This is a genomic window from Flavonifractor sp. An10, assembly GCF_002161215.1.
GTDB lineage: Bacteria > Bacillota > Clostridia > Oscillospirales > Oscillospiraceae > Flavonifractor > Flavonifractor avistercoris.
The window spans coordinates 81,554-104,435 of sequence record NZ_NFMB01000001.1 but is presented as its reverse complement, the minus strand read 5'-3'; the positions used below and the strand labels follow the sequence as shown (position 1 = coordinate 104,435).

Below are 22,882 nucleotides of genomic sequence, written 5' to 3'. Positions count from 1 at the left end.
TATGAAACTCAACAACCGATTTATCTTCGGCATTCTGTCCCTGGTTCTGGCGGCGGTCATCGCATTTGTGGCACTGCCCACCATTGCCCGGCAGACCAACGGCAAGACGGAGATCGTCCGCATCACCCAGCCGGTGCTGAAAGGCGAAAAGATCACCAGCGACAATGCCGAAGTCGTAGAAGTGGGCGGGTACAATCTCCCGTCCAATGTGGCCCACAGCATGGAGGATGTGGAGGGCCTGTATGTAACAGCCGACCTGGCCGCAGGCGACTATATCCTCACCAGCAAGGTCAGCACCGTACCTGTTTCCTCGGATGTGGCGCTCAACGATATTCCCTCCGGCAAGGTCGCCATCTCGCTGACTGTAAAAACGCTGGCCTCCGGCCTGTCGGATAAGCTGCAGCCGGGCGACATCATCCGCATTTATCACTTCCTGGAGACGGCGGAAGAGGTGCCGGAACTGCGCTTTGTCAAGGTGCTGTCGGTCACCGACTCTGACGGTATCAATGTGGACAACACCAAGGAGCCTACCGAGGACGAAGAGCCGCAGCAGTCTGCCACCATCACTGTGCTGGCAAGCCCGGAGCAGGCCCGTATCATTACCGAGATGGAAAATGACGGCGTGGCCCATGTGGCGCTGATCTCCCGCAACAACGACCAGCTGGCCGAGGAACTGCTGGCTGAGCAGGACAAGACGCTTCAGGAGATCTACTTCCCCGAAACACTGGTTGAAGAAAATGCTGAAAGCCAGGATGGCGGAGAAACTGCTGAAGGCGCCGCAGATAGCGAGTCCACAGGCGAAGCGGGCACCGAAAATACGGAAGGCGGTGTGGAAACAACTCCTGCGGACAGCATCCCGGAAGACGGCGAATAAAAATGGGCGGTGAACAGATTCACCGCCCGATTCCTCACTGCTGGGTAGAAAGATGATCCTCGTTAATCAGGAAAAGCTGTGGATTTTCTTTGCCCAAGTCAACAAGACGCTGGGTAAAACCGCTTTTAGAAAATATCCCAAAAATAGGCTGATAGCCTTTCCATACCTTTTGGATTTCGCCAGAAGCCTGCACCTTATCGCGGAGAGCAAAAAAGACAGGCGCATCCACCGGCTTATTGTGGTATTTGCACTCGCCGGCAAAGAATCGCTTGTTTTGATGGTCCACCGCCATCACATCAATTTCCGTATCGCTGTCCAAATCATTCAGCCAGTAAGCTCCGATCCGCGAGGGAACAAAGTCAATGGCACCTTCCCTGCAAAGGTCTGCAAAAATGGATCTGCAGACATCTTCATAGGCGAAGGCCACAAACTTCTGTACGAAGTCTTTTCGGATTTCATCCAGAACAATCTGCGTATTGTCCAGTTCCAGTTCCCCTTTATATGGATAGACATACCGGAACCAGAAACGCACAAAGTTATCAGAGATGAAATAAAGGCCTTTACGGGACTTCTCCGGATTTTTCTCCGTAACCGGCGTTTCCTTCACGACAAAGCCAAGGTCGCTGAGCGTGGAAAGATATGGCGTCAGCGCGGAAGTTTCTGTCCCCAGAGCTCCCGCAATTTTCCCCAGCTTGTGGTTTCCATCCGCCATCACGCGGATAATGGAAAAATAGTTGACAGCGGATACCACTTCATCTTTCAGCAGAAAGTTTGGTTCTTCATACAGAAAACCGTTCTTCGAGAGAACCGCAGACTCCACCTGTTCCAGCAGTCCTTCCTGATCGTTGAAAAACTCCAGATATTTGGGTACGCCGCCGGTAATCGCATATTGCTCCACCGCACGCTCAAAAGAAAGATGCTGAGCGGCATACACATCCGGGAACGACAAAGGCGCCAACCGGATCTGTGCAGTCCGGCGGCCATACAGGGGGCTGTCATAAGACAGCGCGTGTTTTTGCATCATTCCAATCAAGGAGCCGCAAAGAATCAGCATCACATTGCTGTCCTTGAGAACTTCGTCCCATGCGTTTTGCAGAATAGACGGGAACGCCGGATTGGACTTAACCAGATAGGGAAATTCATCAATAACCAGGACTTTCTTTTCCTCCGGCCGGAATTCCGCAATGATATGGAACAAATCCAGCCAGTCGGAAAAGGCTGCACGCTGCAGCAACGGATTCCGTGTTACCCGGGACACAACACCAGACAGCCGTTTTATGCTTTGTGATTCCACTTCCTCCGTTGCGAGAAAGTAGAATGCCAGCTTACTCTTGATAAATTCTTTAATTAGTGTTGTTTTTCCTACACGCCGCCTGCCGTAAATCACAACAAAGCTGCTGTCTTTTTGGTATTCCCTTTCAAGAGACTCCAGTTCTCGTTGTCTGCCGATAAACTTCATGTTAACGCCTCCTTTATCATAATTCATTTTATGATAATCTATCTTATATTATACATTTGTTTTGCAAAAAGTCAAGGGCATTCCACCCTTGGGAAAGGAGTTTCCTATGGGAAAAGTCATTACTGTCTGGGGCAGCCCGGGGAGCGGGAAAAGCATGTTTTCCTGCATCCTGGCAAAAGCCCTGACCCGCGACAAGCGGAAAGCCATCATCATCAACGCGGAGATCAGCGTCCCCATGCTCCCGGTCTGGCTGCCGGAGCAGATCATCCAGACCAACGCCTCGGTGGGGCAGGTCCTGAGCAGCGTGGAGATCGACACCACACTGGTGGCAAGCCATGTTACGGTGCTCAAAAGCTATCCTTTCATCGGCCTGATGGGCTATTCCGCCGGTGAGAATCCGCTGAGCTATCCGGAAGTCAAATATGCTATGGTACTCCAGCTGGTCAACGCTGCCGCAAAGCTGGTGGATTTCGTCATTCTGGACTGCAGTTCCAGCATGACCAATGTGTTCACTCCGGCAGCAATCGAGTCCGGTGATCTGGTCATCCGCCTGCTTACCCCCGACTTAAAGGGCGTCAACTATCTGAAGGCCCATCAGCCCCTGCTGGTAGATGGCCGGTTCCATTATGACCGGCACATAACTTTTGCCGGCATGGCCCGCCCCTTCCACGCTCTGGATGAAATGGGCTATATCATTGGCGGCTTTGACGGCCTTCTGCCCTATGGTAAGGAGATCGACCGCTGCGCCACCGAGGGCGGGATGTTCCAGGCCATCAAATACTGCAATCCCAAGTACACCGCCTCACTTAACAAGGTGCTGGACGCCCTGGAGCAGATGGAGCTGGCCGAGCAGGCGGCAGAGGATGCGGACGACGAGGACGAGTTCGAGGAGGATGACGCCGATGAATAATCTCAACGACATATTCTTCACGCCGGCGGCCAACCAGGACCTGACCTATGACCAGGTGCTGGAGGATGTGCAGCGGTATTTTGCTGAAAATCACGCCTCCACCATTGCCGAGGCCGGCGAGGGAAACGCCGAGCGGGCCACCACACTGCTCAAAGAGCTGATGGTACAGTACATCGTCAAGCGGAAATACGCCATTGAAGGGCTGACCACCGAGGAACTGTGTGAAAAACTCTACGAGGATATGGCCGGTTACTCCTTCCTCAAGAAATGGATCTACAAGCCCGGCATTGAGGAAGTCAACATCAACGCCTACAACGACATCGAGGTGATCGAGGCCGGCGGGCGCAGCATCAAGATCCCGGACAAGTTTTCCTCCCCGCAGCACGCCATTGATGTGGTGCGCCGTATGCTCAACGCCTGCGGCATGGTCATTGACGACACCATGCCCAGTGTGGTGGGATTTCTGGACAAAAATATCCGTATCTCTGTGGACAAGACGCCCATTGTGGACCCGGATGTAGGGATCAACGCCTCCATCCGTATCGTCAACCAGCAGACAGTCTCCGAGCAGAAGCTGCTGGATTCCGGCAGCGCCACCGCCGAGATGCTCCACTTCCTGATGGCCTGCATCCGGTATGGCGTCAGCGTGTGTATCGCGGGCTCCACCGGCTCCGGCAAGACCACCATCATGGCATGGCTGCTCTCCAATGTTCCCAACAACCAGCGCCTTATCACCATTGAGGAAGGTAGCCGCGAGTTTGATCTGGTCAAGCGGGATGAAAACGGAAATATCTTGAACTCCGTCATCCACCTTCTGACCCGGCCCAGCGAAAATCCGGCGCTGAACATCAACCAGGACTTCCTTTTGGAGCGGGTGCTGCGCAAACACCCCAATGTCATCGGCGTCGGCGAGATGCGGTCCGCCGCAGAGAGCCTGTCGGCCGCCGAGAGCTCCCGCACCGGCCATACCGTCTGCACCACCATCCACTCCAACTCCTGCAACAGCACTTACCGCAGGATGATGACCCTCGCCAAGCGCAAATACAGCATGGACGACGCCGTGCTCATGGAGATCATGGTGGAGGCCTATCCCATCGTGGTATTTACCAAGCAGCTGGAAGACCGTTCCCGTAAGATCATGGAGATTCTGGAGGGCGAGGACTACCGGGACGGACAGCTCATTTCCCACACGCTCTACAAATTTGAGGTGGAGGACAATGTGACCGATGAAAAAGGAGAGATCCATGTGGTGGGCCATCACCGGAAGGTGGGCCTGATCTCGGATACTTTGAAAAAACGGCTCCTTGACAACGGCATCTCCAATAAGGAGCTGGCGGAGTTCATGGACGCCCCGAAGGAGGTGGATTAAAGGTTGCAGTGGATCTACATCATTTGCTTTGCGCTGATCAGCGCGGGCCTCCTGGCCCTGTTCGGTGTGCGGCCGGGGGATTTTATCGACGCCCTGTTCCGCTCCCAGCGCAAGGCAGCTACCTTGTCTGACGAACTCAATGTCCTGATGGGTACGCCCGCCAAGGGCTTCTTCAACCAGGACTATGAGCTGAAACAGATTTTGAAAGGCACCGGCCGCTCCGACCGCTATGAGGCGGTCAAGCGGCTGTCGCTGATCCTGTTTGCGGTGGGCGCTGTGCTGGCGCTGCTCATCAACAATGTGTATATGGTGCCGATCCTGGGCATTGGCTTTTCGCTGGCCCCCATCTGGTATCTGCGCAGCACAGCCGCCAGCTACAAGAAGCATCTGAACGAGGAACTGGAGACCGCTATCTCCATCATCACCACCTCCTACCTGCGAACAGAGGACCTGATACGGGCGGTCAAGGAAAACCTGCCCTACATCAATGAGCCGGTGAAGGCCAACTTCGAGGCATTTGTGTACGAGGCGGAACTGATCAACGCCAACCTGACCAGCGCCATCAACTCGCTGAAGATGAAGGTCCCCAACCGGGTATTTCATGAGTGGTGCAACATCCTCATTCAGTGCCAGTCTGACCGCTCCATGAAAAACACACTGCCCACCATCGCCCAGAAGTTCAGCGATGTGCGAGTGGTGCAGTCTGAACTGGAGGCCATGATGCAGGGCCCGCGCCGTGAGGCCATCACGATGATGTTCCTGGTGGTCGCCAATGTGCCGCTGCTTTACTTCCTCAATGAAGACTGGTTCCATACGCTCATCTTCACCACACCCGGCAAAATTGCCCTGGCGATCTGCGCAGCCATCATTCTCTTTGCCCTGACGCAGATCATGAAGCTGAGCAAGCCCATTGAATACGGAGGTGACGGCGCATGACCCTTTTGGCACTTGTGGCGATCATCTTCTTTGGTTTTGCCACCTACAACCTGACCTGCGCCTTTGTGGATATTCCCACAAAGAAGACCTCCCGCATGATGATGCTGGCCCGCAAGCAGCAGGGCGTAAAGTCCGAGAAACTGCTGGATGTCTACATCACCAAAATCGCCGGACTGATCGCCCCGTACCTGAAACTGGATAAACTCAAACGGAACAAGCTGCAGCGGGCGCTGGATATTGCCGGTCTGGAACTGACGCCGGAGGTCTACACAGCCCGGGCTTGGGTCACGGCAGGCGCCGTCGGCCTCAGCTCTATCCTGATGGTGTTTCTGGTGCCGCTGATGGTTCCCGTGCTGATCGGGCTTGCGGTGGCGCTGTGGTTCTCGACCTATTACAGCGTCTTCGATTTCGTTAAGAAGCGCCGCAAGCTCATTGAAAGCGAGATCCCCCGGTTCGCCCTGACTATTGGGCAGAACCTGGAGAACGACCGGGATGTGCTGAAGATCCTTACCTCTTACCGCCGGGTAGCGGGCAAGGACTTCGGCGCGGAGCTGGACCAGACCATTGCCGACATGAAAACCGGCAACTATGAGAATGCCCTGATCCGTTTTGAAACCCGCATTGGCAGCCCCATGCTGTCCGATGTAATCCGCGGCCTGATCGGCGTGCTTCGCGGCGACGACCAGCGGATGTACTTCAAGATGATCTGCTTTGACATGAGGCAGATCGAGCAGAACAATCTGAAAAAGGAAGCGGCCAAGCGCCCCAAGAAGATCCAGCGTTACTCCATGATGATGCTCATTTGCATTATGATCATCTATCTGGTGGTCCTCTGCACCGAGGTCATGAGTTCCCTGGGCGCTTTCTTCGGCTGACAGGTATCCGCCCACGCCTCTGGTGTGGGCTTTCCATATACCCGCTCCCATCCGGGGGCGAATCTACGATGGAGGTGATGTTTTGTACCGCAGTGGGTTCCCATAGCAGCCGCTATGCCGGCTGCCTTCCATCCATTTCCCCAGGGCCGACCTGCTCTCAGGCCGGTCCTGAACCTATCGTCTGAACAGGAGAAATCCATGTCGAAGAAAAAATATATTCCGCCTGACGGCGAAGATGTGCGGCGGCGCCGGTTCCGGTGGCTTTTGCGCCAGAAGCCGAAAGCGTATCCGGACAGGCCCCGCTCCAACAAAAACAGCCTGCTCAAGCCTATCCGCCGGTCCTGACCGGCCATAACCATACCCAAATCCAATATCACATTTACAGGAGGTATTTCCATGAAGAAGTTTACCAGCTGCATCTGCAGCAAAGCGAACGGCCTCGCGCTTCGGGCCCGTATGGCGCTCTCCAACCAGCGCGGCGATTTCTACATCTCTGATGCGGTCAAAATCATCATCGCCGTTGTGCTGGGCGCCCTGCTGCTGGCGGCCCTGACCCTCATCTTCAACGATACGGTCATCCCCCGGATCACGCAGGAGATCGAGGGCCTGTTCGGCGCGGCCAACTAAGGGCTTGTTCGCTTAAATGCCGTCAGCGGGGATCAGCTTGTGGACATCCACAGCTGGTCCCCGCTTTTTTATTTTCTCAAAAAACGAATAACGGAGGTAGAGGATGAAAACATCCTGCAAATTTTATTCCTTTCTGCGGGCCGTCCGTGGGAACTGGCGCAATGCCATCTTTGTCAGCTGTGGCTGCGATGCCTGTATGTATGGCCGGGAGAAGCCCTGTTCCGGATTCCTGCTGACAGTGGATGAGTGTGGGCAGGTCATGCTTCTGCCTGCGGAAACCGTACATGAGCTGACCGGTGAGGAAGTAGAGCCCACCGAGTGTAGCGATGTCCTGTCGCACCGCTCTTTTGACGCCGCTTTTTCCAAGTACATCGAATGGCATGCGCCGAACTCTTCCGCATGTACGCTCAGGCAGCTTTGTCTGGACCCCAGCTGCAGCCAGAACAGCTGATTTTTACACAGAAAGACGCCATCGCGCCGCCTTTGGCGCGTCTTTGGAGGTGATGATTTTATGATGAAGCAAAAACAGATCAAATGTCCTTATTGCCATGCCAATGCCTCTCTCCGCCCTGCCAGCGTGGTTTACGGCTTGAACCGCCGGTCCCAGGGGAAATTTCTCTATCTCTGCGACCGCTGGCCCGCCTGCGATGCCTATGTGAGCGCCCATGACAGGACGCACCGGCCTATGGGAACTTTGGCAAATGGAGATCTCCGACACAAGCGCATTTTGGCGCACCGGGCATTGGAGCAGCTGCAGCAGAGCCGGCACATGGAAAAATGGGAGGTCTACATCTGGCTCCAGGCAAAGCTGGGGCTGGATGAACGGCAGGCCCATATCGGCCAGTTTTCCGAATGGATGTGCGATGAGGTCGTCCGCCTCTGTAGGCAGGCCTCAGCTCCTCCCGCCGCCGGACAGGCGGCAGCCTGACGGGAGGTGAGCAAATGACCAGCCTGACAAAACAGCAGCAGGAACTCGTTGCTCAAAACCTGCCAGTGGTGCATTGGGTGATCTGCGACTATATCCATGTGAATCCGACTATCTGCGGCCTGGAGTACAGCGATCTGTTCCAGGAGGGGTGCGTCTGGCTCTGCAAAGCCGCGGCCACCTATAAGGACGATGGGCGGGCACAGTTTGCCACCTACGCCAAAACGGTCGTAAAAAACGGGCTTCTGTCCTATTGCCGGACGATCTGCAACAGGGGCAAGATGTTCAGCCGGCTCATTATTGGGGAGCATGGGGAACTGGCCGCCGACGGTGAGGCCCTGGAGCCGCAGTCCGACGCTTTTGACGCCCAAGTGTCCCTGATGGAAACGCTGTCGCTTCTGGAGACCAGCAAGCAGGACTATGACGGTGTGGCCCGGCTTGGGATTGAGGCTCTGGCGCTCAAGCTCCAGGGGATGCGGGTCACGGATATTGCGGAACTCTACCAGGTTCCGCCCTCTCATGTGGGTGCATGGATCTCGCGCTCGGTCGCCAAACTGCGCAGCGACCCCCGCTTTCTGGCAAGCCTGCTTTGAATCTGTTGAAAACCACGGCCTTCCCGCAGTAAAGGATATATAAAAGGAGGCATTGATCAATGGAACAGAAAACCTTATATACTGCTATCGGCCGTCTGGAGCGGGAAACCAATGGCTGCGGCCGGTCCTGCCCGGTCATCCGCCTTGGCGGTCAGCCCTACATGGTGGATATGCAGGAGCTGGTTGTTTGGACTGCCCTGAATTGGCGGATCTCCAAGTGGGAGGATATTTCTTTTCAGTGCGATAAGCTGGCCTCATCTATGGGCGGTGCTGTCAGCCGGCCCTGGGATGACTGCGTGAACCGCCTGCTTACCCGCGGCCTGCTGGTTTCCGGCTGCGGGGAGACCGAATACGATGCGCTGTATGATCTATTGAGTTCCCTGGGCATCATTCCTACCAGCGGCTCTGCCCTGGTGCGCGGCGTATCGTTTATGAAGCTGGTATTCAGCCGTCGGGTTTCAGTCGGGCAGGCGCTGAAGCTGTTTCGCAAAGACCGCCGGACCGACTATGAATCCCGCGTCATGCGGCTTTCCCGGCAGGCCCTGCTTTCCACTGCTGAAATCATCAAATGTGTGGAGCAGGATGTCTTCTCCCTCCCCAGTGAGCGGGTCCTGATGGAGAAGGTGTATGGCGACAGCGAGACCACCTGCCAGAATATCGCCAGCCTGATGAAGAACAGCCGGAGCAGCCAGGCTGTAACGCTGGCCGTTGCCAACCTGTATCTGCGCCAGCAAATCATTTTTGAAAGGATCAGCACATGAAAAACCAATGGAGTCAATTTCCCTTTGTCCTGCGCCGCAAGATCCTGCTGACATTTCTGGCCGGAGTCGCCAGCATCGCAGTCAGCCTTGTTATCTTCACTGTCGCCGCAGACCGCATCCTTCTGGTGCTGGGTGGATTCATTTTTGCCGCTTCTCTGGTGCTGGGCAGCAGCCTGTGGCGCACCGCCGCCCGGGGCCGGTACGAAGTGGTGGAAGGAATCTGCGCCGGCGTCAGCACCCCTATGTTGCGTCGTTACCGCAAGATCCAGCTGATTGATGAACAGGGTGCGGAACGCACCTTGCTGTTGAGCAAAACTGCCAAGTTCCAGATTGGCGTCCGCTACCGCTTTTATTTTCAAAAAGGGAGCCGGCCTGCCGTCGGAAACGACTATCTGGACGCTGCCCTCTCCACCAATAGTTTTCTTGGATACGAGGTACTGGAGAACGCAGCATCCTGTGATGAAGAGCTGGAAAGCAGGGAGCAAACACCCCATGAGTAAGAAATAGGGATACGGCACCAAAGCCATAGCTTCAGTGCCGTATCCCTCTATTTTTGACAGTCTTATAAAAAAGCAAATGATCTTGCAGAAAATTGATTTCTTTTTCCTATTTAATAGGCGGAATACTTAAAAGGAGGTCCATCCCAATGTATAAGCCCCACACCATTGAGCAATACAAAATCCAGCGTTTTCTGGACGACACCTTTGCAATGGAGCATTTCCTGGTCTCACCGCTGTCCCGCACCTCGCTCTTGCTGGAGGATGAAACCGGCGAGCAGCTTGCTTTCGGCTTTTTAGATGACGAAGTGCGTGAGATCCCGCTCCCTCCGCCGGCCGACCTGGAAAAAATCAAAGATTTCATCCGGCGCTTCCGGGCCCTCAATCCCAAACCGCGTCTGCGTACTTTTGAAGATATTACCCGCTGGTGGCTGGACCACCCCAATCCCCTGACCTACCAGCAGGCCCTTGGGCTGTCGGAGGAGCTCTACCGCCATTTTCTTTCCCACCCCATGATCGACGAGGAAGACGCCTATCGTCTGGCTTCTTCCGGGCTTGTCAGTGAAGATGATTACCGGGATATTCAGCTCTGGTATCTCGATGGCAACACCATCTCCCACTGGCTCGGTCCCTTCGGCGTGGATGGGACAGGCAATCTCTATCGTCTGATATTCAGCTACGGGACGCCGGCAGCCCGAGCACTCAAATTCTATCTGCTGGATGATTACTACCGCGACATGAACCATATATTGTGATTCGCCTCGCTTAAATATCTATATATAGTATAATACCACTTGACAAACACAAGATATAGTGCTACACTTATCCTGTAATTGATTTTTGTGCGTTTCCCCTTGTGGGATACAGACTTAGCTTCTGTACCGCAGATTAAAAATCTGCATTGCACACGCAGTCAAGGTTGTATGCTGTATCAAGTGTCAGTGGTATTGCCGCGCCCTTTCGGGGCTGGTATCCGCTGGCACTTTTTATATATAGATATTAACGCCAGAGGCGAAGAAAGGAAGTGTTATGGCACAAATCGTTGTATTTGGCCGAGTCATGCACGAGCTTGTCCCGAAAGAGGGCCAGTCAAAACAGCAATATGTCTGTTTCGACCTGATGGAGCGTTCCGGCAACACCCCGCCGGACTACTACCAGGTATGGGCCCGCGGTGACGATGTTACCCGGCTCATGCGGCTCAAGGTCAAAAAGGGAAGCATGATCTGGCTCACCGGATCGCAAAAACTGGTGGATGTTCGCCAAAAGGACGGAACCACAGTCAAGAAGCTGAAAATATGGCTGACGGACTTTGGATTTCTCCCCGGGCAGTCCTCCAAAGCAAAATCCGAAAGTGGACAGCATGACCCTGACGACGCGGCGCCTGTTCCGTCACCTCCCGAGGTGATGAACGGCGACCGTGAACCCCTGCCGGAATAGCTCCCGGCATCCAAGAGGGACCGTATCAAGTTTTCAGAATGATCTGAAGCTTGGTGCGGTCCCTCTTTTTTTGTTTTCAGGCAAAATTCTAAAGGAAGGACGGTAAAGAAATGAGTAATGACAAAGGACTTTTGAGCGGCAGCATCACCATTTTGATCGGTGCTGTCATTGCCATCATGGCTCTGGTGCGCGGGCCGTGGCAGGCGTGGCTGCTGATTGGGGTATTCACCCTTTGGGGGCTTTGGGTCGTTCTGATCCTCCTGCTCCCGTATATGCAGCAGGCCAAACGCCGCCGGCAGCGCCAGCAGAGAGAGCGCCGGCTGCACGCTGAAGGCATTTCCCAGAGCACATTCCAGGTCCCGGAACTGGAGGAACCTGTTTCAGACGACCTGCTGCTCCGTTATGCCAACCATCGGATTCTGGCCTATCTGCGCTCGTCGTATGCTGACGCCTGCTTTGAGTGGTGTGAAAAACGGCCGGCAGAGCTGATCCGCACCAACGGAACTGGGCGTATCCGGCTTCATAATGTAGATGGATTCGACCATGCAGACATCACATTCGGCCAGGACGCGACTATCAAGTGTGACCTGCTCAAAATCGTGCCTCTGTCCAAGGCTGGCACAGAACAGGGCGATGAGGCCAATATCCCACCCAACAAGCAGCCCATTGACCCGCGCATCTGGTACGAAAACTGTGGGCGCGAAGTCATGGAAACACTGATCGCCGACCTGAATTCCCGTGGACACAGCAAGCTCACATTGCGGGAAAACGGCGACATCTGCATCCAGCAGGACGATGAACTGGTGCCGCAGGAACATCTTGCGAACTTTCCCGCGAAGGTCTACTGGCCCCGCTTGGTGGAAGTGTTTGAAAGCAAGGGCCTGTCGGCTGAAACCACGGCGCAGGGCATCCAGGTCTCCTGGTGACCGCCATCACCCAGAGAGGGGAGTGAAATCACAATGAAATCAGGGATCAGTCTTGTAGACATGGCAAAGGAGATCCAGCGCCAGGCTGATTTGAAAGCCGACTATATGCTGGACACCCGCAGCCTTCGTCTGGAGCCTTTTGACTCGAAGCTGTACCTCAACGCCTATGACCAGTCCGGTGTCCCGGCGCTTGAACCGCTGGAGGTTAATTCCATTGCCCACCGGCAGATCGGCACACACCTGAAGATCCCGGCAGCCTACTATGACAAGATGATGGAGGAATATCCCCAGCTGCTGGCGCAGAATGTGAACGCCTGGTTCCAGCGGGAGCCCTCTGTCCGTATGATCCGCACCATTGAGGGTACGGCACGGGCATTTTTAAGCAACCGCTACCGGCGCATTGACAACCTTGATATTGCGAGTATCGTCCTTCCCGTCCTTCAGGATATGGAGGGAATGCACTTTGAGAGCTGCCAGCTCACGGAAAGCCGCATGTATATCAAGGTAGTCAACACCCGCCTGGAGGCCGAGGTCGTGCCTGGCGACATCGTTCAGTCCGGCATCATCATCAGCAACAGCGAGGTGGGACTCGGTTCGGTGAACATCCAGCCGCTGGTCTACCGGCTGGTATGCAGTAACGGTATGGTAGTCAACGATGCCCAGACGCGCCGCAACCATGTGGGCCGCGTCAACGAGGCTTCGGAGAACTATCAGCTGTATTCGGAAAAGACGCTGGAGGCCGACGACAAAGCCTTTGCCATGAAGATCCAGGACACGGTGCGGGCCGTGGTAGACGAGGTGCGCTTTACCCGTGTAGTCAACATGATGCGGGAGGCCAAGGAGGCTCGCATGAATACCACCGATGTCCCCGGCATTGTCAAGCTGGTCAGCAGGGACTTCCATATCACTGATGAGGAAAGCTCCGGTGTGCTGCAGCGGCTGATCGAGGGCAACGACCTGACGCTCTATGGTTTATCCAATGCGGTGACCCGCCACAGCCAGGATGTCCCGGACTATGACCGGGCGACTGCACTGGAGGGCATCGGTTACAACATTCTCTCCATGCCGGCAAGGCAGTGGAGCCGTATCAACCAGCTGGCCGCCTGAGTGGCTGCCAACCATCCAATTTTAAGGAGGAACGAACTATGTACGAACAGAACACTTCTATGATGAACACTCCTGAGCGGAACACTTTCCTGCTCCCTGCGATGGTGGAGGGTGATTTCAGCAGCGATGAGATCGCGGAGGATGCGGACGGCCTGCAGATGATGAGTTTCCAGCGGGTGAAAATTCCCGCCGGCGGCGCCCTGCAGTTCGAGATCCCCACGGAAGACCCCGACAATCCGGATTATGCCCGGACCCTGGAAGGAGTCATTCTCTACAATCATTCTGCCTATACCCTGTGGTCGGAAGGCAGCGAGTATGACGAGGACACCAAGCCTCTCTGCTCTTCTGTGGACGGCAAGACCGGCATCGGGGAACCGGGCGGCGCCTGCGCCACCTGCCCGATGAACGCATACGGTTCGGCCAGAGACGGCGGCCGCGGCAAGGCCTGCAAGAATATGCGGGACATCTACCTGCTGCGCAGCGGCGAGTATATGCCTCTGCTGATTTCTCTGCCGCCTACCAGCATCAAGCCGTTCAAGGAGTTCCTGAACCGGGCCTTTGTCTACCGCCGGCGCGCCACCTATGGCAGCCTGATCCAGATTGGGCTCAAGAAGGAGAACAATGGCAGCAACGACTACAGCGTTGCCACTTTCCGCCTTGTGCGCGACTTCCAGGGCGAGGAACTGGCTCAGATCCGCGCCTATGCCAATGGCTTTAAGGAGCAGATTAAGGCTATCAACATCCAGCGGGCCCTGATCAACGAGGAGCAGCGTGCCAACGACTGCGACTATGTAATCCCGGAGTCCGCTACGGCGCCCGGCAGCCCCGATGGGAGCTATGTGGTCGGCGAGATCAACGGCAGCTACGAGAAGCTGCCTGCGTAATGAGTTTTGTTGCGGCCTCAGCTGCATGACATGTCATCAAGGGATACCTTCGGCTCTCGCCGGGGGTATCCCTTTTTTGCTTTAGACTGGAGGAAATATATATGTTATGTGAAGTACCGTTAACGAAGGAGCAACAGGAGTTTGCCGCTGAACATCACGGCTTGGTCTACAAATTTTTGAACGACAACCACCTGCCGGAAGACGAGTTTTATGATGTCGTCATTTTCCCTTACCTGAAGGCAGTACGGGATTACTGCGATAGCACATCTGCCCAAGAGTATTCTTTCAGCACAATCGCCATAAGGCAAATGAGGTTTCGCCTCTATGACTATTTCCGTAGTCAAGAACGCCGCAAGCGCAACGCTGAAATCCTCAGCATTCACATTGGCCTGTACCCGGACGGAGTGCCCCTGGAGGAACTGCTGCCGGCGCAGGATGATCTGATGCAGGAATTTGAGATGAAGCAGCTGCTTCACGACCTGGCTGGCCGTGTCTCCAGACAGCAAATGAACATCGTCCGTATGAAGGGCTGCGGCTACGGCATCCGTGAGATCGCCAGCCACGAAAAACTCCCCATGAAACGTATCAAGGAGCTTCTGGAAGAGGTTCGCGCGGTGTTCCTGGAGTTGTGCTATGAGTAGATGCCTGTCGTCCCTGGCAGGTCAAAGTTAAAATTGAATGGAGGCTGATTATTATGACGAAATCGAAAAAGTCCATTGTAATGCACGGAATGCTTTTGTGCCCGCTGGTTCTCGGCCACTGCGCCTTCCTGCGTGCCAACGGCTCCGACTACCGGACCTCGCCCGTTGTGGCGATCCATCAGCAGTCCGGGGATCTGGTGCATTTCGAAACGCTCAACTCCAACTACTTCCTTTCGATGGATCCTTTCCCGCTGGCGGCCGCCAGCCCGCTCCCGACGGTTCTGGCCGCGTGCGCGTAGAGAAGTCAAAACAATAAGGGGTAATGCCCCATAGGTCCCGGCCGTGGCAGGCACACTTGTCTGCCGCGGCCTTTTTTATGGAGGAATGTATGGAACAATCCAAAACCCTTGCTGTTTCCGTAAGCGCCAAGGAGTTTGTCACATACCAGTGCAGCCAATGCGGCCATTGCTGCCGCCGCATTGAGGGCTGTGTCATGGTGGAAAGCCTGGACGCCTACCGGATGGCAAAACACCTTCGAGAGCAGCATTGCGGTGTCCGCAGTACGGATGATGTGCTTCTCCAATACTGCGAGCCCACACCGCTCACCGATGAAGGGTATCCCATTTACACACTCAAAACGGTTGGAGCAGAAGCATCCTGTGTTTTTCTGCAGGGCAACCAGTGCAGTATCTATGCCGCCCGCCCTCGAACCTGCCGCCTTTACCCGTTTTCGGCGGGGCCCGGTGAGCGCGGCCGGGATTTTGAATACTGCCTCTGTTTTGATGATAACCAACAGTATCACTTCAGCGGCGGGAAGGTGCTTGTCAAGGACTGGCTGTACCGAAACTTTCCCCGGGAAGATAAGGAATTCCTGAAACAGCAGTACCGGGCCATCCCGGAAATCGGCAAGCTGATGCGCCGCATACCAGAGGAACTGCGCCGGGCATCTGTGTTCAAGATCTTGTTCTATCACTATTACAACTTCGACCTGGATCAGCCGTTCCTGCCCCAGTATGAACAGAACAACCGCAGCCTGCTGCATGATCTTCGTCAGCTGGCGCTTCTGGACTGAGGCGGCGCCTATGATGTACGCACTGGAACACTTTTCAGCGCAGGGAACCGGCGGCCGCCCATGTCGATGCTGGATACAGTACGCTATCTGCGGAAAATATGAAATTTTAGAAAAGGTCTGCCAAAACCAGCGCCGGCCGGAGGAATGGCGGGTAATTTCTCTGGCAGCAGGCGTACCAGAAGAAAGGAGTGCCGCATGAGTACCAACCAATACCAAGAGATGCGCAACCGCCAGCAGGCGGAAGTAAACGCATTTCCCATGTTCTTTGCTTTTAATAAACAGCAGTTTGCTGAAGGAATGCGCAAGCTGGGCTTGTCCCCCTCGGACACCCGCCAGGTATGCAGCATTTTTGGAGGCGGCTACTGCCGTAAAAGCGATGTCGCAAAACTGAATGAAATGTTCACCCTACACCGAAAAGAGCTGGAAGATGCCATTGCCGGCGACAAAACCGGGCAAGGTTTTATCTGTGATATGTTCCTCCAGGAGTTGGAGAACCATGAGTACAGTTATACCGGCGATGTGCAGGAAACTCTTGATGCTTTGGGCATTACGGCCCAGTATATGGAGGCTGTTCCGCAACTGCTGGATGGCCTGGCTCTGGCCTGTGAAAAGGCTATGCAGCACGATTGTTTCGACTGACCCAGAAAGAAACCATGCCCCACCGGGGTCCGAATCAACAGCCGCCGCAGCTCATATGCCGCCGGCGGGCTTTTCATTGACAGGAGGTGCAATCTTTGAATTTTCACGAAACGATATGCGGCCGCCGCTTTTTTGACGCCCAGCTGCCCCATCTCACCAAGGCCCTGGAACGCATTGCCGATGGCCTTACCCAACCAAAAATGTCTTTGCCGCATGGCATGACTATTGAGCCCAATTTCCTGCATGACCTCTATTACGGCGAGTACGAACCGAGTGTTTTTAAGGAGCAGGACAAAAAGCAGCAGGTACTTAACCACACAGTATCTGCGGCTGAGACCGCCCTACGCGGGGAACTCTCCAAAACTCCTGCAGCTCTGGCAGCTTTCGAGGTGTACCAAACGGCCGCCGGTGAGCGCAACAGCGCTGTGATTGAACAGGCTTTTGAGTCTGGATACCGTACTGCCATGCAAATGCTTTTTGCTGGGCTGGTATCTGCTCCGCCGGAGGACCACGCCAATGGATGAACAGCAGCACAACGCTTTAGAATTGCCAAAAGGATTATACGAGCCTGTGCTCCGGCAGCCGATGGAGTTAGACTTCCTGCTGGGGCAGGAACTCTCCCTTTGCTTTCATGATTTGGACGGCTCCCATGTGTTCAAGACCTGCTATGGCGATATCTGCAAAGCAGTCAATGCCTTACGGGACTATGCACGGCTGCTGGAGATGGCCTGTGAGCAATGGGACCTGACTGGTTTCCATCGTGCCCTTTATGAGTATCATGCGGAAAAAATGAGGGAAATTGCAGGCAAATTTCAGGCCGGCATCGGCTATGACTATGACGCTGCCATGGAAAAATGCCGCAGGAAAAAGAAACGCAAGAAGAAGGAAGATGATTTTGGTGAGGATGCTCTTGTTCTGGCCTTCAAGCGGACAAAGCAACCCGCCGAGCAGATGAAGGAGGCAGATACTGATGTTGATGACTCTCCCTGGGAAGAGGACGAAGACGAACAGGAAAGTGACGACTGATCACAACACGACCCGCCCCAGCGGGTATCGGGATCGCCAGTCTGGTAAGCTGCAAGCCTACCGCTCTTTTGCTGCCACTCATTTGCATGTGTATGAGCGGTGCCGCCATTTTCGTCGCGGATAACTGAACGATTTTTTGATCTGCGGGGCTAGGGCATTGTACCCAGCCCCACCCCACAAAAAGGAGGGAGCAATGATGATTTATCATCAGCCTGGAGAAGAATTTTGGCATGAGGGTGTCTGCTACAAAGTCGGCGGACGCATTGTTGCCAATGAAGCGAGCGATTACGCAGGGCTCTTCGGAAATATCCTTGAAATCCGCACCGAGGATGACCGGGAGACTGACAACGACACGCCGGACATCTACTGCGCGTTTGAAGCGCCGGTGCTCTCTGCGGACCGTCTTGCGCTGGAGCAGACCTTTTCACAGCTTTACCGTGAGCAGAAACACATCGAGGATCTTGGCCTGGATATGGTCATTATGGGGCCTGAAATGATTGTTCCCCTTGAGCATCCTGCCCAGGTATATCCCACAGGGACGCTCTATGTAGTCGCCGTCCACTGGGCTACCGATGGGGAGTATGGTTCCTATGAAGCGATCTTCACGGAGCGCACCGATGCCCTACATCAATTTCACAATGATCTTCGGGAAGAATTTCTGGCTGGAAGCATTCCACGCTGGAAAGAAAGCAGCCAATTCGTCGAAGAAGAGTCTGACAACAGCTATGAGTGCTATCTGGACGGCGAATACTGTGAGAACCATTTTTCGATTGCGCTGGAACAGCGGGCGCTGCCTCTTTCCCCTGCATTTTGCCGCAGCACGGCAGAATTGTACCGCGCAGAATGCCTGCGGGATGATTTCAGGGAGCATATTGAGAACTGTGACGATTTTCAAGAGCTCTCTGACACACAGAAAGAAGCACTACTGCGTTCCCCCAATTTGCCGCAGCGGATCGCCAACCAGCTGGAACACAGCTGCGCCTACGGTGAGGCTTACTGGCAGGCGGTGTCCGATGTGGCACGCACTCTGCTGAAAGAGTTGCGCCAGCAATCCGCAGGACATAGCCCCTGCTGACGCTGTGACACATAAATCATAATAGATTGGAGGTTTGACTACATGGACGAAAAAGAAAAGAAACTGCGTGAAGACCTGGAATTCCATCTGGATACGCTCCGGCGCAACCTGGAGGTCGTTTCGATGGAAGATCTGAAAGCGAAATACGCAAAGCCATTCAAAGACCTGAAAGATAACATCTGTAAGACTGCCACCGCATACACTCAGTACATTTCCCTCGGTGGTATCCGCGTCAAGAGCCACTACGGCGACGAGGCCGTGAAATACATAAATGAGGCAATCAAAGATACTCCGTACCTGAAAAAGATCTCCGAGGCCGCCTTTGAGCGACAGGACATGGATGAGATCGCGGCACTGGCAAGGCAGCTCCGTGAAGTAGTTTTGCAGAGCCTGCATGTGTTCAGCCTGCCGCTTTTCTGCCTGTATGTTCCTACGGAGTGTATGAATGACTACCACACTCCCCCGGAGATCTATAATGATGTCACTTCACAGGTCTTGCGGAACGGGGAATGGCAGCTTGCGGAGCATATCCGCCCCGGAGAACTGATTCCTGTGCAGATTATTTATGAGGTGCCTGCGCCGTCTGAGGAAGCGGCATGAAGCGGCCGCAAAAATACTTGAGCAGCGAGGCTCACGGCTATTTACAGGAGGCGGAGGCCTGCTCCCTGATCCTCAAAGACCTGGAGCGCATATCCGCCAAACTGCAGCGGCGAATCGATAAAGAGGCCGCCGCAAGGCAAGCTGACTTTGAAGCCGCCATGCAGTACCACAGCGAGGCGGAAATTCAGGATGCTTACGGCTGGGAGTTCATCACTGAGGCACAGTATCATGCCTATTTAGATCTGTTCCGCCGTGGCAGAGAAGCAATAGAAAACCATCCTCCCACCATCTCTGAAATGGCGCTCGCCATTATGCGGAAGGTCATTCGTGATTTAGAATCAGACAAACGGGAATATGAGTTTTCCGCTCTCACACCGGAGCAACAGGTCGTGGAACTGCAACGCGCAGAACAGGCCCGAAAGGAATGGAAGGCACATATTGCCCAGCTGCGGGAGAAACAGGGCCGTGTACTCAAATCCGAGGATTTGGAGGCTTCACATCCTTAGTTTTCCTGCGCCAGCCAAATGCTCTGCCAAATAGGCAGAGGCCATCATTACAAAGGGATCGGCAAACCGTACCGCTACGGTCTGCCGGTCCCTTTCTTTATAAAGGAGTAGAATATGAAGAAAAAACCATCTCACCCAATGCTGAGGAAATACACCGTAACGATTGAAGAACAGATCGTTCAGGAGTTTCCCGTGGAGGCTTATGACCTTTCCCATGCGCTGGAAACAGCCGAAGCTGCCTACAAGCAAGGGGAATTGGTGGTACAGCCCTCAGCACCGACTACCCGCCTGATCATGGCACGGCACAACAAGACCGGAAAAACAACCGGATGGAGAGAATTTTAACCATTACCACAAGGGAGAGATAAATATGAACTTATGGCATGACAAGTCCTATATTTCGCCTTCAGGACCGGAATGGGTCGAACGGGGCTACGCTATGTACGATGTTCATTCCGTGCGCTTTCAATTTGTCTATACGGAAGAACAGAAGAAAGCCAACCGCCGTGCGCATACAGCGGCTGATGAGGGCCAAGCCCTGGTTATGGCTGCTGAGGTACGAAATTCTATTATGGAGCCCGTTATGGACGCCATCGCCCAAAATTTCGTCTGCTATCAGTATGAGGATACCGAGCCGGCGCCTTTCGGGAGCTGTCAGTGGGATCTCTTCTTCTGGTGCAATGATTTCAGCAATACGCTCCACGGCTGTGGCCTGTCCGGACGGGATTACTCCTACTTTACATTGAGTTTCAATGAGAATCAGACCGTGGAAAAGCGTGCCGAGGTCTGCTGGCGGCTGCTGCAATTTCTGGAACACCGCTGCCGGAAAAACCGCAATCTGGATGTTGCCGTCCAGTACAGCATCTGGTACGACCATGAGAAGATCGAAAAAGATGCTGACCGAATGAAATGTCTGCTGGCGGGCTGCAGCTGCACCTATGGCAGTAAGGACGGGAAATTCCTGTTTGATGATGGCATTTTCTGCTTCCGTCCCAAGTACGCCAAGCGGCAGCTCTATCGTGTTTCTGATTCCGAGGTTCTTGCCCTGTGCTGGAAACTAGGCCTGACAGACGATGCTGCTGATGGCAGCCCTCTCGCAACGGGGAGGCACAGCGCATGAAGTACAGAGAAATCTATGCCGCATTGGCAAAGCAAAGGATGGATGTCCCGGGGTTCCGCTTTTTTGAAAGCACAGTTGATGCGGCCTGATGATTGCATCAAAAGGGCAAGCAATGCCCCAATACCATTTTAGACTTCAAAGAAAACGGGGGTGTTTTGGACACCCCTACACACTGCCCTTACCGGCAGGCCTATCACGAGGACCGGCAGGCTGTGCTTTACAGTCTGCTGGCCCTTGTTTTTGGAGGAAATCATGAAACCAATATCCTTTAGTATGAAAGGAACGGAATATGCCCTGACCATCAAGATTGCCACCTATCCGGAGGGCAATCTCGCCATCAAACTCTATCAGGAAAGCTTCGGCCAGTTGGTATTCTGGGACAGCCTCACGGTCAATCTGGGCGGCCTATGTCCCAAAGATTGTGGATATATCAATATCAGGTCCGCTGGCAAACGCTTTTACGCCTGGATCAAGCGTAATGGCCTGGGAGAACGCACCGGACAGGTTCGATTGGAGGACGGCGTAGAATATGTGGAATACCTCTTCAATGCCAAAAAACTAAAAAAACTGGACCCAGAGGGTTATACCTACTACGAGCGGCGCTTGAAGGGAGAACTCGGCCGGCGATATGAGCGGCTATATCAGGCGCTTCGGCGGCTGGCAAACTACATTCCGGATTTCCACTACACCGATTACAGCGGGTGGCGCGGGCTGCAAAATTCCCTTGGCGCGCCCCCACTGCGGGTCGAGGCCGAAGATCCGTCACATCACCGGCGCTTCACTTTTGAGCAGCGCGGAATTATCCTGCGGACTACGATCACAGACTGCGACACCAATCTTGCGCGGAGCAGTTTGTATCGCCGCCGGGAGGATATGGCCGCCGATCTGCTGGCGTTGTTTCAGGGCGAGCTGCCCGCTTCTATCCCCTGGTCCGAAGCCCGCCGCAGAGAAAGCGACGCAAGGCATGACCCGCCTCTTGCTCAGACATTCAAAGAAACAGCCGAAGCCCGCCAGCGGGCAGCAATAAAGAAATCCAGAAGGAGGAGCACAAAATCATGAAAATCAAATTATATCCCAAAGACCTGTTGGAGACTGCCTGGCGTAAAGATAAAAAGCTGTATGCAGACGGCGATGCTGTAAAGCCGCCCCAATGCCTGCGGTGCGGCGCCCCTCTGGCAGCCCACCTGATGGTCAATGCCCTCAGCCGCTATGCGGATGTGCAGATCTGTGAAGCCTGCGGCATGGACGAGGCCCTTCGGGATGCCGCCCATGCTCCTTTGCCCCTTACAGAATGGGATGCGGTGAAGCGCGGCAGACTTCCGGCCTCTGAAAAAGGGCGCGTATGCTATTTGGATACCATCTGCACCTTTGAGGAAGTATTCCGGCACACCGATACACCGCCTATGCAGCTTACTGGCCGGCCCGTCAGCGAGATCGCCTACTCCCGCTCGGATTATGACGGCCATCGGTGGTGGACAACTTGGCACGATGGACCTGGGAAAAAGGCAGCGCCGGAGCTGGTGAAGGAGATCGACGATTTCCAGAATGCCCTGTTCAAGCTGCCTGCCTTCAAAAAGCTGAATACTATGCGGCGGTTCTGCAGGTACGCGCAGGCCACCAGCGAGGCGACGGAGTTCAACCTCTATTCCGAAACAGATCACTTGTATATTTGGATTCGGATGATCACCCGGTTCCGGGATTACAATGTCTATGTTCACTATTACGATAAGGCGGCTGTTGGAGGTAAGTAATGCGGCTGAGATACTACGACAAGCATGGTGCAGAAATTCAAGTCGGAATGCTGCTGCGCCATGATGGCGGCGCTATCGAGCGCGTCCTGGAGGGCGTCAATAGCAACGGAGACATCACGCTTGGCTTTGAGGCATCTGCCTCTGAAATTTATCCGCTGAGTGAGTTCAACTTGAAAGAATGGGAAATTGCGGCAGAGTAATTTTGCCGCAGTGAGGCCGCAGGTTGGGGATTTCCCGGCCTGCGGCTTTTCAGTTCTTTTGTGATTCCTTGT

The 22,882-nt window shown here is 54.5% G+C and carries 30 protein-coding genes; 29 read left to right on the top strand and 1 reads right to left on the bottom strand.

What is annotated here, in order from left to right:
* Nucleotide 1 precedes the first annotated feature (1 nt).
* Nucleotides 2-874, top strand: a complete 873-nt coding sequence (locus B5E42_RS00575; protein WP_242959222.1) for an RcpC/CpaB family pilus assembly protein — start codon at nt 2-4, stop codon at nt 872-874.
* Between the two features lie 34 nt (nt 875-908).
* Here the strand turns inward: B5E42_RS00575 and B5E42_RS00570 are convergent, their stop codons facing one another.
* Nucleotides 909-2,333 (bottom strand): ATP-binding protein, encoded by a 1,425-nt coding sequence (locus B5E42_RS00570; protein WP_087398884.1) that lies wholly within the window; start codon nt 2,331-2,333, stop codon nt 909-911.
* A 106-nt stretch (nt 2,334-2,439) separates the two neighbouring features.
* Here B5E42_RS00570 and B5E42_RS00565 point away from each other — a divergent pair, with 106 nt between their 5' ends.
* The 28 genes from B5E42_RS00565 to B5E42_RS00430 all read left to right on the top strand — a co-directional run bounded on the left by B5E42_RS00565 (nt 2,440) and on the right by B5E42_RS00430 (nt 22,610).
* Complete coding sequence (locus B5E42_RS00565) at nt 2,440-3,243, top strand: hypothetical protein (RefSeq protein ID WP_087235932.1); 804 nt, start codon at nt 2,440-2,442, stop codon at nt 3,241-3,243.
* Nucleotides 3,236-4,612 carry a CpaF/VirB11 family protein gene (locus B5E42_RS00560; protein WP_087235930.1) on the top strand — a complete coding sequence of 459 codons (1,377 nt, stop codon included), beginning with the start codon at nt 3,236-3,238 and terminating at the stop codon, nt 4,610-4,612. The genes B5E42_RS00565 and B5E42_RS00560 overlap by 8 nt, the downstream gene beginning before the upstream one ends.
* A 3-nt stretch (nt 4,613-4,615) precedes the next feature.
* Nucleotides 4,616-5,548 carry a hypothetical protein gene (locus tag B5E42_RS00555; protein ID WP_058963712.1) on the top strand — a complete coding sequence of 311 codons (933 nt, stop codon included), beginning with the start codon at nt 4,616-4,618 and terminating at the stop codon, nt 5,546-5,548.
* Nucleotides 5,545-6,423: a hypothetical protein gene (locus B5E42_RS00550; protein ID WP_087235928.1), complete on the top strand. Its 879-nt coding sequence runs from the start codon at nt 5,545-5,547 to the stop codon at nt 6,421-6,423. The genes B5E42_RS00555 and B5E42_RS00550 overlap by 4 nt, the downstream gene beginning before the upstream one ends.
* A gap of 396 nt (nt 6,424-6,819) precedes the next feature.
* Nucleotides 6,820-7,050: a DUF6133 family protein gene (locus B5E42_RS00545; RefSeq protein ID WP_087235926.1), complete on the top strand. Its 231-nt coding sequence runs from the start codon at nt 6,820-6,822 to the stop codon at nt 7,048-7,050.
* A gap of 103 nt (nt 7,051-7,153) precedes the next feature.
* Nucleotides 7,154-7,501, top strand: a complete 348-nt coding sequence (locus tag B5E42_RS00540) for a hypothetical protein (protein WP_242959225.1) — start codon at nt 7,154-7,156, stop codon at nt 7,499-7,501.
* Nucleotides 7,502-7,561: 60 nt separating this feature from the next.
* Entirely contained in the window at nt 7,562-7,978 is a 417-nt protein-coding gene (locus B5E42_RS00535; RefSeq protein ID WP_087235924.1) for a zinc-finger-containing protein, read from the top strand.
* Nucleotides 7,979-7,992: 14 nt separating this feature from the next.
* Nucleotides 7,993-8,568, top strand: a complete 576-nt coding sequence (locus B5E42_RS00530; protein WP_087235922.1) for a sigma-70 family RNA polymerase sigma factor — start codon at nt 7,993-7,995, stop codon at nt 8,566-8,568.
* 59 nt (nt 8,569-8,627) lie between these two features.
* Nucleotides 8,628-9,329, top strand: coding sequence for a hypothetical protein (locus B5E42_RS00525; protein WP_006573859.1), 702 nt, complete (start codon nt 8,628-8,630; stop codon nt 9,327-9,329).
* On the top strand, nt 9,326-9,829 hold the full coding sequence (locus B5E42_RS00520) for a hypothetical protein (protein WP_087235920.1): 504 nt from the start codon (nt 9,326-9,328) through the stop codon (nt 9,827-9,829). Before B5E42_RS00525 ends, B5E42_RS00520 begins: the two co-directional genes overlap by 4 nt.
* A 146-nt stretch (nt 9,830-9,975) precedes the next feature.
* A complete protein-coding gene (locus B5E42_RS00515; protein ID WP_087235918.1) occupies nt 9,976-10,581 on the top strand; it encodes a hypothetical protein in 606 nt (201 codons plus the stop codon).
* Between the two features lie 274 nt (nt 10,582-10,855).
* Nucleotides 10,856-11,263, top strand: a complete 408-nt coding sequence (locus B5E42_RS00510; protein WP_087235916.1) for a single-stranded DNA-binding protein — start codon at nt 10,856-10,858, stop codon at nt 11,261-11,263.
* A gap of 110 nt (nt 11,264-11,373) precedes the next feature.
* The gene (locus B5E42_RS00505; RefSeq protein WP_087235914.1) at nt 11,374-12,189 is read left to right on the top strand and encodes a hypothetical protein; all 816 of its coding nucleotides are present in this window, start codon (nt 11,374-11,376) and stop codon (nt 12,187-12,189) included.
* 33 nt (nt 12,190-12,222) lie between these two features.
* Nucleotides 12,223-13,296, top strand: coding sequence for a DUF932 domain-containing protein (locus B5E42_RS00500; protein WP_087235912.1), 1,074 nt, complete (start codon nt 12,223-12,225; stop codon nt 13,294-13,296).
* Nucleotides 13,297-13,334: 38 nt separating this feature from the next.
* Nucleotides 13,335-14,180 (top strand): hypothetical protein, encoded by an 846-nt coding sequence (locus B5E42_RS00495; protein ID WP_087235910.1) that lies wholly within the window; start codon nt 13,335-13,337, stop codon nt 14,178-14,180.
* A 101-nt stretch (nt 14,181-14,281) separates the two neighbouring features.
* Complete coding sequence (locus tag B5E42_RS00490) at nt 14,282-14,821, top strand: sigma-70 family RNA polymerase sigma factor (RefSeq protein WP_087235908.1); 540 nt, start codon at nt 14,282-14,284, stop codon at nt 14,819-14,821.
* A gap of 53 nt (nt 14,822-14,874) precedes the next feature.
* The gene (locus B5E42_RS00485; protein ID WP_087235906.1) at nt 14,875-15,120 is read left to right on the top strand and encodes a hypothetical protein; all 246 of its coding nucleotides are present in this window, start codon (nt 14,875-14,877) and stop codon (nt 15,118-15,120) included.
* 89 nt (nt 15,121-15,209) lie between these two features.
* A complete protein-coding gene (locus tag B5E42_RS00480) occupies nt 15,210-15,893 on the top strand; it encodes a YkgJ family cysteine cluster protein (RefSeq protein WP_087235904.1) in 684 nt (227 codons plus the stop codon).
* Nucleotides 15,894-16,088: 195 nt separating this feature from the next.
* Nucleotides 16,089-16,532, top strand: a complete 444-nt coding sequence (locus tag B5E42_RS00475) for a hypothetical protein (RefSeq protein WP_087235903.1) — start codon at nt 16,089-16,091, stop codon at nt 16,530-16,532.
* A gap of 95 nt (nt 16,533-16,627) precedes the next feature.
* Entirely contained in the window at nt 16,628-17,056 is a 429-nt protein-coding gene (locus tag B5E42_RS00470) for a DUF6809 family protein (protein WP_087235901.1), read from the top strand.
* On the top strand, nt 17,049-17,558 hold the full coding sequence (locus B5E42_RS00465; RefSeq protein WP_006573873.1) for a hypothetical protein: 510 nt from the start codon (nt 17,049-17,051) through the stop codon (nt 17,556-17,558). Before B5E42_RS00470 ends, B5E42_RS00465 begins: the two co-directional genes overlap by 8 nt.
* 196 nt (nt 17,559-17,754) lie before the next feature.
* Nucleotides 17,755-18,633 (top strand): hypothetical protein, encoded by an 879-nt coding sequence (locus B5E42_RS00460; protein ID WP_227603412.1) that lies wholly within the window; start codon nt 17,755-17,757, stop codon nt 18,631-18,633.
* Nucleotides 18,634-18,675: 42 nt separating this feature from the next.
* Complete coding sequence (locus B5E42_RS00455) at nt 18,676-19,233, top strand: decarboxylase (RefSeq protein ID WP_087235899.1); 558 nt, start codon at nt 18,676-18,678, stop codon at nt 19,231-19,233.
* Nucleotides 19,230-19,739 (top strand): adenylosuccinate lyase, encoded by a 510-nt coding sequence (locus B5E42_RS00450; RefSeq protein WP_087235896.1) that lies wholly within the window; start codon nt 19,230-19,232, stop codon nt 19,737-19,739. Before B5E42_RS00455 ends, B5E42_RS00450 begins: the two co-directional genes overlap by 4 nt.
* 114 nt (nt 19,740-19,853) lie before the next feature.
* Nucleotides 19,854-20,084, top strand: a complete 231-nt coding sequence (locus B5E42_RS00445) for a hypothetical protein (protein WP_087221820.1) — start codon at nt 19,854-19,856, stop codon at nt 20,082-20,084.
* A 25-nt stretch (nt 20,085-20,109) separates the two neighbouring features.
* Nucleotides 20,110-20,859 (top strand): hypothetical protein, encoded by a 750-nt coding sequence (locus tag B5E42_RS00440; protein ID WP_087235895.1) that lies wholly within the window; start codon nt 20,110-20,112, stop codon nt 20,857-20,859.
* A 252-nt stretch (nt 20,860-21,111) separates the two neighbouring features.
* Nucleotides 21,112-21,918 carry a DUF4313 domain-containing protein gene (locus B5E42_RS00435; protein ID WP_087235893.1) on the top strand — a complete coding sequence of 269 codons (807 nt, stop codon included), beginning with the start codon at nt 21,112-21,114 and terminating at the stop codon, nt 21,916-21,918.
* Nucleotides 21,915-22,610 carry a hypothetical protein gene (locus B5E42_RS00430; RefSeq protein ID WP_204217825.1) on the top strand — a complete coding sequence of 232 codons (696 nt, stop codon included), beginning with the start codon at nt 21,915-21,917 and terminating at the stop codon, nt 22,608-22,610. The genes B5E42_RS00435 and B5E42_RS00430 overlap by 4 nt, the downstream gene beginning before the upstream one ends.
* Nucleotides 22,611-22,882: the final 272 nt, after the last annotated feature.

Coding starts and splice junctions, on each gene's coding strand:
- B5E42_RS00540 (WP_242959225.1), top strand. CDS start 7,154: ATGAAAACATCCTGCAAATTTTATTCCTTTCTGCGGGCCGTCCGTGGG.
- B5E42_RS00490 (WP_087235908.1), top strand. CDS start 14,282: ATGTTATGTGAAGTACCGTTAACGAAGGAGCAACAGGAGTTTGCCGCT.
- B5E42_RS00520 (WP_087235920.1), top strand. CDS start 9,326: ATGAAAAACCAATGGAGTCAATTTCCCTTTGTCCTGCGCCGCAAGATC.
- B5E42_RS00475 (WP_087235903.1), top strand. CDS start 16,089: ATGAGTACCAACCAATACCAAGAGATGCGCAACCGCCAGCAGGCGGAA.
- B5E42_RS00505 (WP_087235914.1), top strand. CDS start 11,374: ATGAGTAATGACAAAGGACTTTTGAGCGGCAGCATCACCATTTTGATC.
- B5E42_RS00575 (WP_242959222.1), top strand. CDS start 2: ATGAAACTCAACAACCGATTTATCTTCGGCATTCTGTCCCTGGTTCTG.
- B5E42_RS00525 (WP_006573859.1), top strand. CDS start 8,628: ATGGAACAGAAAACCTTATATACTGCTATCGGCCGTCTGGAGCGGGAA.
- B5E42_RS00545 (WP_087235926.1), top strand. CDS start 6,820: ATGAAGAAGTTTACCAGCTGCATCTGCAGCAAAGCGAACGGCCTCGCG.
- B5E42_RS00465 (WP_006573873.1), top strand. CDS start 17,049: ATGGATGAACAGCAGCACAACGCTTTAGAATTGCCAAAAGGATTATAC.
- B5E42_RS00480 (WP_087235904.1), top strand. CDS start 15,210: ATGGAACAATCCAAAACCCTTGCTGTTTCCGTAAGCGCCAAGGAGTTT.
- B5E42_RS00570 (WP_087398884.1), bottom strand. CDS start 2,333: ATGAAGTTTATCGGCAGACAACGAGAACTGGAGTCTCTTGAAAGGGAA.
- B5E42_RS00485 (WP_087235906.1), top strand. CDS start 14,875: ATGACGAAATCGAAAAAGTCCATTGTAATGCACGGAATGCTTTTGTGC.
- B5E42_RS00515 (WP_087235918.1), top strand. CDS start 9,976: ATGTATAAGCCCCACACCATTGAGCAATACAAAATCCAGCGTTTTCTG.
- B5E42_RS00510 (WP_087235916.1), top strand. CDS start 10,856: ATGGCACAAATCGTTGTATTTGGCCGAGTCATGCACGAGCTTGTCCCG.
- B5E42_RS00530 (WP_087235922.1), top strand. CDS start 7,993: ATGACCAGCCTGACAAAACAGCAGCAGGAACTCGTTGCTCAAAACCTG.
- B5E42_RS00560 (WP_087235930.1), top strand. CDS start 3,236: ATGAATAATCTCAACGACATATTCTTCACGCCGGCGGCCAACCAGGAC.
- B5E42_RS00435 (WP_087235893.1), top strand. CDS start 21,112: ATGAAACCAATATCCTTTAGTATGAAAGGAACGGAATATGCCCTGACC.
- B5E42_RS00455 (WP_087235899.1), top strand. CDS start 18,676: ATGGACGAAAAAGAAAAGAAACTGCGTGAAGACCTGGAATTCCATCTG.
- B5E42_RS00440 (WP_087235895.1), top strand. CDS start 20,110: ATGAACTTATGGCATGACAAGTCCTATATTTCGCCTTCAGGACCGGAA.
- B5E42_RS00565 (WP_087235932.1), top strand. CDS start 2,440: ATGGGAAAAGTCATTACTGTCTGGGGCAGCCCGGGGAGCGGGAAAAGC.
- B5E42_RS00450 (WP_087235896.1), top strand. CDS start 19,230: ATGAAGCGGCCGCAAAAATACTTGAGCAGCGAGGCTCACGGCTATTTA.
- B5E42_RS00535 (WP_087235924.1), top strand. CDS start 7,562: ATGATGAAGCAAAAACAGATCAAATGTCCTTATTGCCATGCCAATGCC.
- B5E42_RS00460 (WP_227603412.1), top strand. CDS start 17,755: ATGATTTATCATCAGCCTGGAGAAGAATTTTGGCATGAGGGTGTCTGC.
- B5E42_RS00495 (WP_087235910.1), top strand. CDS start 13,335: ATGTACGAACAGAACACTTCTATGATGAACACTCCTGAGCGGAACACT.
- B5E42_RS00550 (WP_087235928.1), top strand. CDS start 5,545: ATGACCCTTTTGGCACTTGTGGCGATCATCTTCTTTGGTTTTGCCACC.
- B5E42_RS00500 (WP_087235912.1), top strand. CDS start 12,223: ATGAAATCAGGGATCAGTCTTGTAGACATGGCAAAGGAGATCCAGCGC.
- B5E42_RS00445 (WP_087221820.1), top strand. CDS start 19,854: ATGAAGAAAAAACCATCTCACCCAATGCTGAGGAAATACACCGTAACG.
- B5E42_RS00430 (WP_204217825.1), top strand. CDS start 21,915: ATGAAAATCAAATTATATCCCAAAGACCTGTTGGAGACTGCCTGGCGT.